Annotated in this window: 9 protein-coding genes; 1 reads left to right on the top strand and 8 read right to left on the bottom strand. The window is 50.0% G+C overall.

The annotated features are described in order from the left end of the window. Positions 1 to 310: 310 nt before the first annotated feature. The 7 genes from rsmG to ravA form a co-directional block, all read right to left on the bottom strand. Positions 311 to 931 (bottom strand): 16S rRNA (guanine(527)-N(7))-methyltransferase RsmG, encoded by a 621-nt coding sequence (rsmG, locus tag GTPT_RS02815; RefSeq protein WP_025901634.1) that lies wholly within the window; start codon positions 929 to 931, stop codon positions 311 to 313. 57 nt (positions 932 to 988) lie between these two features. Beyond that, positions 989 to 2,878, bottom strand: a complete 1,890-nt coding sequence (gene mnmG / locus GTPT_RS02820) for a tRNA uridine-5-carboxymethylaminomethyl(34) synthesis enzyme MnmG (protein WP_025901635.1) — start codon at positions 2,876 to 2,878, stop codon at positions 989 to 991. A gap of 440 nt (positions 2,879 to 3,318) precedes the next feature. Further along, positions 3,319 to 3,759: an FMN-binding protein MioC gene (gene mioC / locus GTPT_RS02825; RefSeq protein WP_025901636.1), complete on the bottom strand. Its 441-nt coding sequence runs from the start codon at positions 3,757 to 3,759 to the stop codon at positions 3,319 to 3,321. Positions 3,760 to 3,913: 154 nt separating this feature from the next. After that, complete coding sequence (gene asnC / locus GTPT_RS02830) at positions 3,914 to 4,375, bottom strand: transcriptional regulator AsnC (RefSeq protein ID WP_025901637.1); 462 nt, start codon at positions 4,373 to 4,375, stop codon at positions 3,914 to 3,916. Positions 4,376 to 4,479: 104 nt separating this feature from the next. Continuing rightward, positions 4,480 to 6,612: a 5-histidylcysteine sulfoxide synthase gene (gene ovoA / locus GTPT_RS02835; protein ID WP_025901638.1), complete on the bottom strand. Its 2,133-nt coding sequence runs from the start codon at positions 6,610 to 6,612 to the stop codon at positions 4,480 to 4,482. 64 nt (positions 6,613 to 6,676) lie between these two features. After that, positions 6,677 to 8,137 (bottom strand): ATPase RavA stimulator ViaA, encoded by a 1,461-nt coding sequence (viaA, locus tag GTPT_RS02840; protein ID WP_029990858.1) that lies wholly within the window; start codon positions 8,135 to 8,137, stop codon positions 6,677 to 6,679. Next, positions 8,134 to 9,630, bottom strand: coding sequence for an ATPase RavA (ravA, locus tag GTPT_RS02845; protein WP_029990860.1), 1,497 nt, complete (start codon positions 9,628 to 9,630; stop codon positions 8,134 to 8,136). Before ravA ends, viaA begins: the two co-directional genes overlap by 4 nt. 261 nt (positions 9,631 to 9,891) lie before the next feature. On the opposite strand from ravA, the gene kup reads away from it, so the two are divergent. Then, entirely contained in the window at positions 9,892 to 11,760 is a 1,869-nt protein-coding gene (gene kup, locus GTPT_RS02850; RefSeq protein WP_025901641.1) for a low affinity potassium transporter Kup, read from the top strand. A 153-nt stretch (positions 11,761 to 11,913) separates the two neighbouring features. On the opposite strand, the gene mdtD is transcribed toward kup, so the two are convergent. Then, on the bottom strand, positions 11,914 to 13,317 hold the full coding sequence (mdtD, locus tag GTPT_RS02855) for a multidrug transporter subunit MdtD (protein ID WP_025901642.1): 1,404 nt from the start codon (positions 13,315 to 13,317) through the stop codon (positions 11,914 to 11,916). Positions 13,318 to 13,607: the final 290 nt, after the last annotated feature.

Genomic DNA, 13,607 nt, shown 5'->3' on the forward strand with positions numbered 1-13,607 from the left:
CTGCATTCTATAAAACAGATTTACTCATTAGCACTGAAACTATCTTATTCAGTGATCACGACGAATACTCCAGCCCCGATAATCCGGCACGGAATCGCTAGCACACTATCTGTTAAAATTTCATAAAGCATTAATCCAACGGAAAGCCGTATTTCTGAGAGTTTTTCTGTTCTGGCGGAGTAAATCAGGACTTAATAACGTTTTTTATGTCAGGCAGGTCACATAAAAAAGTAAAAATAGGACATTAACTACGGGCGGAGGAAACAAACGCGGAATACCGGCAAGGTTTGCCGGTATGGGTATTCAGGAATTATTGTTGCTTCAGAATGACCAGGTGCCGCTCACCTTCCAGGTCAGGTACCTGTAATGATATGACGGATTCCAGAACCAGATGTTCAGGGAGTGCAGAAAGCTCTTCATCCGGAACCTGCCCTTTCAGTGCATAAAAGCGCCCCTGCCCTGCCGCCGGCAGGTGATGGCACCAGCTCACCATATCCTGCAAAGAAGCAAATGCCCGGCTTATCACCCCATCAAACAGCGGCTCGTCAGTAAAAGCCTCAACCCGACTTTGCACCGGCGTGATATTTTCCAGTTTCAGTTCGTGCTGCACCTGCCGTAAAAAACGAACCCGCTTACCCAGGCTGTCCAGTAAGGTGAAATGTGCATGCGGACAGACAATGGATAGTGGAATACCTGGCAATCCCGGGCCGGTACCGACATCTATAAATTTCCGGCCTTCCAGGTAAGGTGCAACAACAATACTGTCCATAATATGGCGGATAAGCATCTGCTGAGGGTCACGAACGGAAGTCAGGTTATAAGCTTTGTTCCACTTGTCCAGCATACCGACATAACTGACCAGCTGATGTTTTTGCTGATCGGAGAGCGAAATACCAGCGCGGTGAAGTAGCGAGGAAAGAGTATTAATCACGAAGGAAATTCCTGTTAGCGGGGAAACCGAATGGTTTCCCCTGCAGTTACTGAAGACTCAGGCACTTTTACGAAGTAAACCCTGTTTTTTCAGGTAAATAAGCAAAATAGAGATGGCGGCTGGCGTAATACCTGAAATACGTGAAGCCTGACCAATGGAAGAAGGTTTATGATCGTTAAGCTTCGCTATCACCTCGTTAGAAAGACCATTCACGTTACGGTAATCGAGGTCTGCAGGTAATACGGTGTTTTCATTACGCTGCTGGCGCGAAATTTCTTCCAGCTGGCGGGCAATATAGCCTTCATACTTCACCTGTACTTCCACCTGTTCAGCGGCTGACGGATCAGCAAGCGCGGGGCCAAAGCCTGGTAAAGTCATTAATTTTTCGTACGTCAGTTCCGGACGGCGCAGCAAATCTTCACCATTCGCTTCTTTGGTGAGGGAGGCACTCAGTACCGCATTGATCTCTTCAACGTTCCCGGACTTAGGATGGACATGGATATCACGTAAGCGCTGACGCTCCAGTTCCACTGATTCCAGCTTCTGGTTGAAATGAGCCCAGCGTTCATCATCCACCAGCCCCAGTTCGCGACCGATCGCTGTCAGACGAAGATCGGCATTGTCTTCACGCAACATCAGACGATATTCTGCACGGGAGGTAAACATCCGGTACGGTTCTTTGGTTCCCAGGGTGCACAGGTCATCGACCAGAACACCGAGATAAGCGTTATCCCTGCGTGGGGTCCAGCCTTCTTTGTCTGCTGAGAAACGCCCGGCATTCAGGCCGGCCAGTAGTCCCTGGGCTGCGGCTTCTTCATATCCGGTAGTCCCGTTAATTTGTCCGGCAAAGAACAACCCGCTGATGTATTTACTCTCAAGCGTCGGTTTCAGATCCCGCGGGTCAAAGAAGTCATACTCAATGGCATACCCCGGGCGAATAATTTTTGCATTTTCCAGTCCATGCATAGAACGGACAATCTGCATCTGGACATCAAACGGTAAACTGGTCGATATCCCGTTCGGATAAATTTCGTTGCTGGTCAGTCCTTCCGGCTCCAGGAAGATCTGATGGGCGTTACGATCGGCAAAACGCATGACCTTGTCTTCAATCGACGGACAATAACGCGGACCGATCCCTTCGATCACCCCGGCATACATCGGGCTGCGATCGAGGTTATTACGGATCACTTCATGCGTTTTTTCATTGGTATGCGTGATGTAACACGCCATCTGCTGCGGATGATCACTGGCTTTCCCCATGAACGAAAAAACCGGCATCGGTGTATCACCGTGTTGCGGCGTCAGCACCGAAAAATCGATCGTTCTGGCATCAATGCGGGGAGGTGTCCCGGTTTTCAGACGATCCACGCGCAGCGGCAGCTCACGTAAGCGGCGTGCCAACGGAACTGAAGGAGGATCACCGGCACGGCCACCACTGTAATTATCCAGACCGATATGAATTTTACCGTCAAGGAACGTTCCGACAGTCAATACCACGGCTTTTGCACGAAAGCGTAAGCCCATCTGAGTGACAGCACCCACAACCTGATCGTTTTCGACGATAAGATCATCCACGGCTTGCTGGAAGATCATCAGGTTAGGCTGGTTTTCAAGCGCAGTACGTACTGCCTGCCGATAGAGTACGCGATCCGCTTGTGCACGGGTCGCCCTGACTGCCGGGCCTTTGCTGCTGTTTAGTATTCTAAACTGGATCCCTGCTTTGTCGATTGCCTGTGCCATCAGGCCGCCCATAGCATCGACTTCTTTAACCAGATGTCCCTTTCCGATACCACCAATTGCCGGGTTACACGACATTTGTCCCAGCGTATCGATGTTGTGTGTCAGTAGCAGGGTTTGCTGACCCATTCGGGCAGCAGCCATCGCTGCTTCTGTCCCTGCATGACCACCACCGATGATGATGACGTCAAAAGGATCTGGATAAAACATGGAGCAGTACCTCAGTAGATTAACGGTTGGGAGTCTATCCCGGGGGAGGATTCTACTTAAATTCCCTGACCGGCGAAAGTGGCAGGATCGTTAGGGGTTTAAAAGAAAGATCTTTATTTTATGTATGATCTTTCTGTTAGATCTCTTATTAGGATCCACTGATCTTGTGGATAAGGGTTTTTTCCTGTTACTTAACAGTGATCTAATAAGGATCGTATGCTGTGAATGATCGGTGATCCTTTCACGTATAAGCTGAGATCAAAAGGGTGACTTATACACAGGTCGAAAAAGCAGCAAGGGTTATTCATTGGATAACTACCGGTTATACGCACGTTTAAGGGTGAGTTATACACAGAAAAACCGAAAAAAAAGGTCACAAAACAGGACTAATCACCACGGATCATTGGAAATAAACGATCAATCACCGTGGCCAGGGGGATCTAAATCAGTGATATCCACTGTTGAAACCATTCTGTGGCCGGATCCTCAGGCACATCGTGTTCCAGGACATCTATTTCCAGTCGATCGCCGATCCGTGTCGCTCCCAATGCCTGTAATTGTTGATCCAGGGTCCGTATAGCACCGCAGAACAGGTCATATTCATGGTTACCGATACCTATAGCACCGTAACGAACGGCTGAAAGATCCGGTTGGGTCTCTGAAAGCGTCTGAAAAAACGGTAACAGGTTATCCGGTATTTCACCGGCACCATGTGTTGAGCTGATCAGTAGCCAGATCCCTGTCGCCGGTACGTCATCATAAGCAGGCCCGTGCAGAACTTCGGCAGAAAGCCCCTTTGCTTCTGCAATTTCAGCCAGATCTTCAGCGACGTATTCGGCACTGCCCAGGGTACTGCCTGTGATAAACGTAATATCCGCCATCGATCTTCCCTCTGTTAAAGGCGTGCATTGTACGCTGTGATCAAGCAGTGATCCACCTGTGGACAACAGGGTTATTCATTTTTTATTTTCTGCGGGAAAGGCGGCCAGTTCAGGGGGCGTTCATGAATAAGGTTATCCACAATGGCCCTGAGGATCAGGGCTTGATGGTTCGCATGATCGGATTCTGTAAAGAGATAAGCGTTTCGGTGGACTGAATTTCATCAATGGTTTGTATCTTATTGATAAGCACCTGTTGAAGGGCATCGATAGAGCGACACATCACCTTGATAAACACGCTGTAATGGCCGGTGGTGTACCAGGCCTCGACAACTTCGTCGAGCGCTTCCAGTTTGCTCAGCGCGGCAGGATAATCACGGGCACTTTTTAGAATAATGCCGATAAAACAGCAGACATCGAACCCGAGTTTTTTTGGATCAACATCAATGCGGGTACCCAGGATAATCCCGGCCTGACGCATTTTTTCGACACGGACATGAATGGTACCGGCACTCACACTGAACTGTTTTGCAAGTTCAGCATAGGCCGTTTTGGCATTATTCAGCAGGGCGTTAAGGATATCGCGATCAAGTTGATCGAGTTGCAGCGTATCAGCCATCCTGTTTCCTTCTATATCAGGGGTAAGGTAAACAGTGACAGTAATCCCCCTGGCGCAGGCTGGCAAGGAATAGCTGACCGGAGCCAGCTATTCCTGCCGGGCCACTATTTTTTACGCCAGAGCGTCAGCTGAGCCAACGTATGCTGATATTTGCGGGACGTTTCTCTGATCACAAAGGGAATGTCCTCCGGCGGCGTAATCTCCTCAAAATCGGCCTGCAGAATGCGCCGTAATGCCTGTAAGGTTGTCACTGCTTCTCCGTTCTCACGGACTCCGCCCAGCCAGTTCTCTTTAGGCGTATATTCTTCAAGCCAGGTATAAGGTGAAGAGAGCAGTAAGATCCCACCCGGACGCAGCATCGGCGTAATGTTCTCCAGAAAACGCCGGGGTTCACGCAGTCTGTCCAGCAGATTTGAGGCGAAAACCAGGTCAAACGCTCCCGGACGGGCTTTCAGGTTACAGGCATCACCCTGCGTAAAATGTACAGGTCCTTGTGCAGCATAGTCAGGTAAGGCATCGTTTAGCTGTAATGTCCGGTAATCCACCAGCTCACCTTCACTCGGGATCTGGTAGCGGAACTCTTCTCCCGCAGAAAGCTTTTCTGCCACATCAATAAAGCGTGCCGAATAATCCATGCCGGTCACCTGAGAGAAATAACGTGACAATTCAAATGTTGCGCGGCCGGTTGCACAGCCGATATCCAGGGCATGTGCCCGCGACTCACACCAGGGCAGGGCTTTCTCCACCAGCACTTTCGCATAATTGGCGATACCGAACTTATCCGGACCGTACTGAAAATCCAGATATTGTGAGACCATCAGGTCTGTTTCATAGGGGTTCACTTTCTGCGTTTCCTGGTGAGATGAGATCACATACCGGAAACCGGCATGCTGAAAGAAATGCCGTCGAAATGCATATCGGGCTGATTTCAGCGTCTCGTTTCCTGTCGAAATGAAGCTGCCGCCTTTAATCAGATTGTGTTTTCCGTCAAACGTCGGTGTCGAAAAATCGTCATACAACGGATGTACTTTGAACCCGGGGAAACCACTGATAGGTGTCGTCGTCCACTGCCAGACATTCCCGACGATATCGTAAAACCCCTCCTGCGGAAAAAGATCTACCGGACACGGTGAGGCGGCATAGCTTAGATTGATATTTGCAGGCAGAGGTTCACCGGCAGCAGGCTCATGTATGCGCTGACGTAACAGGTACCACTCTGCTTCTGAGGGGAGCTGGACCGGCTCCCCCAGCATTTCTGCTTTCCAGCGACAAAATGCCGCAGCTTCGAGCTGATTCACTTCGGCTGGCCAGTCCCAGGGCATCGGGACTTCTTCCGTCATCAGACGTAATTTAAGCTGATCGGGTTGCAATACATCACCCACCCAGAAGGTCGGGTGTTCGGCACGGGCAAACTCACGCCATTGCCAGCCTTCTTCGTCCCAGAAACGACGCGTGTGGTAGCCGCCGGCCTGTACAAATGCCAGAAATTCCGCATGACTGACCAGCATTTGGCTGGCCATAAAGGGACTGACTTCTGTTTGCTGAAAGCCGTATTCATTATCCCAGCCGTACGTCTCATCTTCTTTACCCAGTGATACCGGGCCCCCTTCAATCGTGACCAGGCTATTTTCCGGGACCTGTGAGCGCTGATGCCTTGCCCGGGGGCAATGGGGCCAGAACGGAGAGGGCTTTACCTGGCTGAGGGGAAGCTGGCGGATGAGCACACTGGAGGTTTCAAGGTGGATCCTTTCATGTTCGATCCCCATCAGGATCACCCATGCCGGGCTGTCCCAACTGACAGGCAGGTCCAGCGGCATCTCTTCAATAAAATGAAGCACCTGCTGCTTTACTTTCTGACGGTACGCTTTGACATCGCTGACCGGTGGCCATGGGTAATGCTGGTCATCCAGGTCATCCCAGCTCATTTCATCCACTCCGATAGCCATCATGGACTCGAGCGTGGCATCAATACGGGTGTCGAGATATCCGCCTGCAATCAGCTTATTAATATAAAAGGTTGCAGTATGGGCATAATAGAAAATAAGCGGATGCCGCAAAGAAATAGCCTTTGTCGTCCAGGCATCCGGACTCTCCAGGCATTCAAACAGGCTCTCATACAGTTCCCAGCTGTGAAGAAAATATTCCAGGATCTGTTGACGTTTTTCTGAGGCATTTTTACCGGTTAAAGGAACCGTATAAGACGGTAAAGGCAGGTGTGGCTGACGGTCGGGTATCATTACTGAAGGGCTCCGCTATGCAAAGGCATATATATACTGACTATAGCAGAGAATCAGCATAGCCCTACCTTTTCAGGCGTCGCAGTAATCGCATCCTTAGCCGGGTATCAAATGTCCAGATATGGTCAAATATTCGCAGGATCCCGGGCTTACCGTGCGGTGAAAGTGTGACGGCATGGAATCGCTGTTGCCGTTGCTGGCGGATCTTCTCCAGCCGCTGGATCAATTCTTTCGGCAGTCGCTGGGCGATAAAGTCAGAGATAATGACGGCATCCGCATCCCGCCAGGCTTCAGTTTCCAGGTAGTCACTGACCGTATTCAGGCATTGTGCCAGATCGGTCCCGCCACGGAATCGCTGGCTCAGAAAACGGGTGGCCTGTTGCAGGCCATCTTCTGCGGTCAGTTCGTAATGGATAACTTCACTGGCAAATAACATCACGTGGCAACGGCGCTTTCCGGTGAGCGCGATTTTAAGTAAAGCGAGGCAGAATCCCTTTGCACAGCGTTCATTAAATCCACCCATCGAGCCGGAAGTATCCACACAGACAATAAAAGGGCCCGCCGGGGTCGGGTCTTTCCTGTGTCCGGTCACGGGGTGGTGCCGGAGTTCTTCATGAGATGATTCTCCCTGAAGCTGATAGGTCAGCAGACGTTTTTCCACCAGCCGGCGATAAAATTCCAGTTCAAGTTCCGTGATGCTCAGCGCTGCCAGTTCCGTCGGCAGCAGACGTAAAATATCATCGCTTTGGTGGATGCCGCTCACCTCTTCAGGAACGGACTCCGTATGAGGGACCCGGACTTTCTGTACACCCATGGCGGTTTCTTCTGCAGGTTCTGCCGCGGATCCGTGGCTGCGCCCTAATTGTGCTGCCAGAGAGGAAAGCTCAGGATGTGTTTTCAGAAATTCGCTGTATTCAATAATTAAATCTGCATCTCCCTTTTGTAATGGGGCTTTACTCCTGTCCCATAACTGGCCGGCGGCGGCTTCTTCGTCTTCTTCCAGCAAGGGGGATAGTTGACCGGTGAGCGTAATCCGTTGCTGTAATTCATTGATTATGCGATCTCTGTGCTGTTCCAGCAGGTTTTCATTCAGGCTTGCCGTCTGTAACGTCAGGTTCAGTCGCCAGCGTTGAAAGAAAAGGCTGTGTTGTGCCGGCGTAAACAGGGTGTCATCGGCCTGTCTCCTCAGTTTTTCCGCTTCTTCTGTAAACGGAGAGTTGAGCTGTTCCAGAGCCTGCAGGGTTTCAGGCAACTGCTGGCTGAAGGTATACAGGCTGAGCGCTTTTTGCCGGGTATAGAGCGCAAACTCCTGAGCCAGCGTCGCCGGTACCGGTGTATTTTTCTGCTCTTCGCTGATGGCGGCTTTAATCGCAGGTAAATCACGCAACAGTGCTTTTTTTAGCGCCGGGCTTTTTTCCAGAAACATCACCAGCTGCGGGGCAGCCAGTAGTGTTGTCAGAAAGTCATTCACTGTATCGTAATCATTAAATGACAGCAGACTTAGCAGTGTATCGATAGAAATCATTGCATTGCCTGTTCTATCTGATCGGCCACATCCTGCAGGCTGTGTTCAATCACCGCCAGCCACTGATCGTCGATGAAAAGGCATTGCTGATGCTGACGGAACAGTAAACGTTGTGCCTGTAACTGTTCTTTCAGGGCCTGCAGGCCGAGGGCGATTTCCTCGGGCAGCGTATTGTCCGGGCGGCGGGGAGACGCACTCAGCCCGGAGGATTGCAGACTGATATCCCGGATATTCAACCGGTTCCGTTCATCAATATATAAATCCAGTGATTGTGCAAAGCCCATCCCGTTAAGTTTGCCTTTAATCTCTCCGCCTTTCTGCAACCATTGGTTCAGTGATTCTCTGTTGATCACCAGATGCGATACTTTTAAATCATGCAGTGTCAGGGGGTGCAGCAGTATCAGCGTCAGCTGTTCCTCTGTCAGGTCTTGCGGCAAGGATGGATGCGCTTTCCGGCCAAACAGTGAGCTTTGTTTTTCCAGCGTTAATATTTGTTGCTCGTTCGTCTGTTGTTGCAGTGTGATCCTGCGGGCTTGCAGCTGTTGCAGTTTGAGTAATATTGCCTGTTGCTCCCATCCGTACCCGGTGACCAGTGATCGTATTTCCTGCTCAATCAGTTGCATGGAGGCTGTGTCGTGCCATAAACAGTCTTTCAGTAATATCAGGTCCACAGGTGCAATTGACTCACGCCCACTGAAAAATGCGCTAGCCTGCAGTAACCGGGTGGCTTTCTTCCAGCGGCGGTCTGAGATATAGGGCGCTTCAGCCTGATTTTCCAGCTGGTGGCGTAACCGGTAAATCAGCTCAAAAACAGGATCCGGCAGGGCGATGCGGGTAATATTTTTCTGCCATTGCTGATATTCGTCATGGGTAATACGTAAAGATCCCCACGAAGAAAGCACGGTGTCTTCTCCTGAGGCGATCAGCATATTACGGAAATTATTTTTGCTACTGACATTATCAAGGCATAGTCGTATCAGCATACGGTCATAGAGGGCGGTCAGGCCACTGTCTTCTTCCGGGAATTCATTGGATGCGGTGATCAGTAATCGCATCGGGATGGTGGTCTCACTGTCACCGTTACGAAACCGGCGTTCATTAATGGCTGTGAGTAACGTATTCAGGATGGCCGGTCCCGCTTTCCATATTTCATCCAGGAACACTATTTCCGCTTCAGGAAGATAGCCTTTGGTCAGACGCTGATAACGTCCTTCATCTTTTAGCGCCTGAATAGAGAGCGGACCAAAGACTTCTTCAGGAGTTGAAAAGCGGGTCATCAGATATTCAAAAGCACGGGCATCCTGAAATGCATATTTCAGCCGACGGGCAATCAGACTTTTGGCAATGCCGGGGGGACCCATCAGGAATACGCTTTCACCACAAAGAGCTGCCAGCAGACACAACCGGATAGTATGGTGTCTTTCATACAGCCCTTTTTCCAGCATATCGCTGAGGCGCGTAATTCTGTCAGCTAAAAGATGAGTCAATGCCATAATAATAATTGAGTCCTTGTAATCACCGCCGGAGTGCGGTCTTTCCGGCATCTTGCCATGACAAACCGGCAGAGGGGGTGCTAAATGATAACCTTTAAGATTGTCTTATTACTGCAGGGTTCTGCAACGGGTTAATAATGAATTTTAGAGACCTTTTATCAATACCGGGTGGGTTTTCTGATGAATAAGTGCATACTGTGCCACTTTAGCAGTTAATAAGGCACGTTTTTACGGGACTGGTTAAAAACAAGATAAAATGATATGAGCTCAAATAACAAACAATCAACCGGCGCATTGACGCTAGCAGCTATCGGTGTGGTTTATGGTGATATAGGTACCAGCCCGCTGTATACACTACGTGAGTGTCTTTCGGGGCAATTTGGTTTCGGCATCGAGCAGGAGTCAGTGTTTGGCTTTCTGTCATTGATTTTCTGGTTATTAATCCTTGTCGTTTCTCTGAAATATATCAGCTACGTCATGCGGGCGGATAACGCCGGTGAAGGCGGGATCCTGACACTGATGTCTCTTGCCGGACGAAATACCGGTGCCCGGGCCACCGCTATCTTGCTTATTATGGGGCTGGTCGGCGGGAGTTTCTTCTATGGCGAGGTCGTTATTACGCCTGCCATCTCGGTAATGTCTGCTATGGAAGGCCTGGAAATTGCGGCCCCCTCACTGGATGCTTATATTGTCCCTCTCTCCATTGCTGTACTGACTCTTCTTTTTCTGATCCAGAAACATGGTACCGGGCTTGTGGGCAAAATGTTTGCACCGGTCATGCTTATCTGGTTTGTCGTCCTGGCGGTGCTGGGCGTTAACAGTATTATAAAGAATCCGGTCGTATTACAGGCGCTGAACCCCTGGCATGCGGTTGAGTTTTTCCTGCATTACAAAATGGTGTCCTTTTTTGCGCTGGGTGCGGTAGTCCTGTCTATTACCGGGGTTGAAGCCTTATATGCCGATATGGGGCATTTCGGTAAATTACCGATACGTATCGCCTGGTTTTGTGTGGTTCTGCCTTCACTGGTTCTCAACTATTTTGGTCAGGGCGCATTATTGCTTGCTCATCCTGATGCCATTAAAAACCCGTTCTTCCTGCTGGCACCGGACTGGGCTTTGATCCCGATGTTACTGCTGGCGACCCTGGCCACCGTGATTGCCTCGCAGGCAGTGATCTCCGGGGTATTTTCACTGACCCGACAGGCGGTACGTCTCGGTTATTTGTCACCGATGCGAATCATCCATACGTCAGAAATGGAATCCGGTCAGATCTATATCCCTATGATCAACTGGTTACTGTATTCGGCGGTGCTGGTGGTCATTATCTGTTTCAAACATTCCAGCAATCTTGCCGCGGCTTATGGTATTGCCGTCACCGGCACGATGATCCTGACCACTATCCTGTCCTGTACGGTCGCACGTAAAAACTGGCACTGGAATATTTTCCTGGTGGGTATGATTTTCATCGTATTACTGTGCATTGATGTGCCTTTATTCAGTGCCAACCTGATAAAAATCTTCTCAGGTGGCTGGCTGCCGCTTTGTCTGGCACTGGTCATGTTTATTATTATGACGACCTGGAAAAGCGAGCGGTTCCGCGTCCTACGCAGGATGCATGAACACGGTAACTCCCTGGAAGCGATGATAGCGTCACTGGAGAAAAACCCGCCACTTCGGGTGCCGGGAACAGCGGTGTTTATGTCCAGAGTGCTGAATGTCATTCCTTTTGCGATGCTGCACAACCTTAAACACAACAAAATATTGCATGAGCGGGTAGTGTTGCTGACATTACGTACCGAAGATGCCCCGTATGTCCATAATGTTCGTCGTGTCACGATAGAGCAGCTCTCCCCGACCTTCTGGCGGGTGGTCGCCAGCTACGGCTGGCGTGAAACGCCAAATGTAGAAGAAATCTTCCATCGGTGCGGACTGGAAGGGCTGAACTGCAGAATGATGGATACCTCGTTCTTTATGTCACGTGAGTCACTGATTTTAGGGAAACGTCCGTGGTATCTGCGATTGCGCGGTAAGTTATTTATGGCTCTGCAACGTAATGCGTTACGGGCACCGGATCAGTTTGAAATCCCGCCAAACCGGGTCATTGAACTGGGGACTCAGGTAGAGTTCTGAGAAAAGGGGGGCAGGTTATCTGCCCCCCTTTTTTTATCGGCCCGCTATCTGGTCACCGAAGGCTCAGGACTTGCTCTTCTTACTGCTACCGATAGCTGTAATTACATGCTCTCTGGCACCGGAGTGAATGAAGTGAACTTCTGTTGCAAGAGATTACGCTTTAGCTTTTTTCTTTTCACGATCGTGAATCAGGTTTTTACCATCTTCCGGTCTCAGTAGCAGGAAGATCAGTGCGGATAACAGCGTCACAATCCCCATACTCAGGAAGGTGGCATGAAAATCCCAGAGCGCCTCGCCTGAAATGTTTTGCCAGAAACGTAAGACGGCAGCACTGACTGCCACACCAAAGCTGATAGCCAGTTGCTGGGTGACGGCCAGTACGCTGTTTCCTGAGCTGGCGTTGTCATCTGTGAGATCGGCCAGGGTGATGGTGTTCATGGAGGTAAATTGCATCGACATAAACATTCCCATCACAAACAACGGTACCAGCAGTATCCAGAAGGGAAGGCCCGGTGATTGCAATGAGAAGCTTGCGACGAACAGGCCAATCACTCCGGTGACAATCACCAGAGTCCGGCGATAACCCAGGCTTCGCAGAACCCGGGTCACCAGTGATTTTGCGAGGATAGAACCGAGAGCGGTCGGAACCATAATACAGCCAGCGAGCAGAGCGGAATACCCGAACCCTACCTGTAGCATCAGTGGCATCAGGAATGGAACTGAGCCTGTCCCTAAGCGCGAAGCTATATTACCGATGATCCCGATAGAAAAGGTCCGCGTCTTAAACATTGGCAGACCTATCAGAGGTGCAGGGTGATTTCTGGCATGTCTTATATAGAGTAATAGCAGGATAACCCCGCTAATCAGAATGGCAGCGGCCAGTGAACTGCGTACCAGTTGTTCACCAAATAACTCAATACCAACAGAGATCAGTACCAGCCCGAGACCAAACAGTAAAAAGCCAGGCGCATCAAACCGCCGTTTGGGGGTGGTAAAATCGGGCATATATTTTCGGGCAAAAAAGACCCCGGCTAACGCTATCGGGATATTAATAAGAAATATCCAGTGCCATGTCGCATAGGTAACCAGGATCCCGCCCAACACCGGGCCCAGTACCGGGCCGATTAATCCTGGCATCGTCACAAAGTTCAGAATAGGCAGTAATTCACTACGGGGATAGGCCCTCAGTAGCGCAAGGCGGGCTACGGGCATCATCATGGCACCGCCAATCCCCTGGATGACCCGGGAAACAACCAGCATAGGCAGAGTGCCGGAAAGTGCACAGGTCAAAGAACCTAACGCAAAAAGACTGACGGCCAGAATAAAAATCCGCCGTGTACCGAACCGGTCAGCCAGCCAGCCGCTTACCGGAATAAGCATGGCCACGGTTAATGTATAACTGATGACTGCCGACTGCATGGCTAACGGAGGGCGATCCATACTGTGTGCAATAGCCGGCAGGGCAGTATTCAGAATAGTGGCGTCCAGCGACTGCATAAAGAAAGCCATCGCTGCTATCCAGGGTAGGCCAGACATACTGCGTGCAGAGCGAACCATTAAGTATCCTTTTATTTTCAGATAAGCCGCGGCATTTACCTTAGCCTCAGGCTGAGCATTCAGTCATTATTCAGTACTGATCCCGGAAAGAGTAATAAGTATGTAGAAAAAATAGCGACTATTAGTGTTTTTTTTACTCAAAACAGCACATAAAACAGCAAAATGGATAAAAAAGCGACACTCAGAAATTAATTTGGAATAAACCCTTGTCAGAAAAAATTATCTCCCTATAATGCGCTCCCACTGACACGGCAAAGCGCGATGCGCAGCGACGTGACAGGGACTGAAGC

It is taken from the genome of Tatumella ptyseos ATCC 33301 (assembly GCF_000735525.1).
GTDB classification, from domain to species: domain Bacteria; phylum Pseudomonadota; class Gammaproteobacteria; order Enterobacterales; family Enterobacteriaceae; genus Tatumella; species Tatumella ptyseos.

Bases quoted from the DNA above. Each gene is read 5' to 3' on its own strand.
- mnmG (WP_025901635.1), bottom strand. From the start codon at position 2,878: ATGTTTTATCCAGATCCTTTTGACGTCATCATCATCGGTGGTGGTCAT.
- ravA (WP_029990860.1), bottom strand. From the start codon at position 9,630: ATGGCATTGACTCATCTTTTAGCTGACAGAATTACGCGCCTCAGCGAT.
- asnC (WP_025901637.1), bottom strand. From the start codon at position 4,375: ATGGCTGATACGCTGCAACTCGATCAACTTGATCGCGATATCCTTAAC.
- viaA (WP_029990858.1), bottom strand. From the start codon at position 8,137: ATGATTTCTATCGATACACTGCTAAGTCTGCTGTCATTTAATGATTAC.
- mdtD (WP_025901642.1), bottom strand. From the start codon at position 13,317: ATGGTTCGCTCTGCACGCAGTATGTCTGGCCTACCCTGGATAGCAGCG.
- kup (WP_025901641.1), top strand. From the start codon at position 9,892: ATGAGCTCAAATAACAAACAATCAACCGGCGCATTGACGCTAGCAGCT.
- ovoA (WP_025901638.1), bottom strand. From the start codon at position 6,612: ATGATACCCGACCGTCAGCCACACCTGCCTTTACCGTCTTATACGGTT.
- mioC (WP_025901636.1), bottom strand. From the start codon at position 3,759: ATGGCGGATATTACGTTTATCACAGGCAGTACCCTGGGCAGTGCCGAA.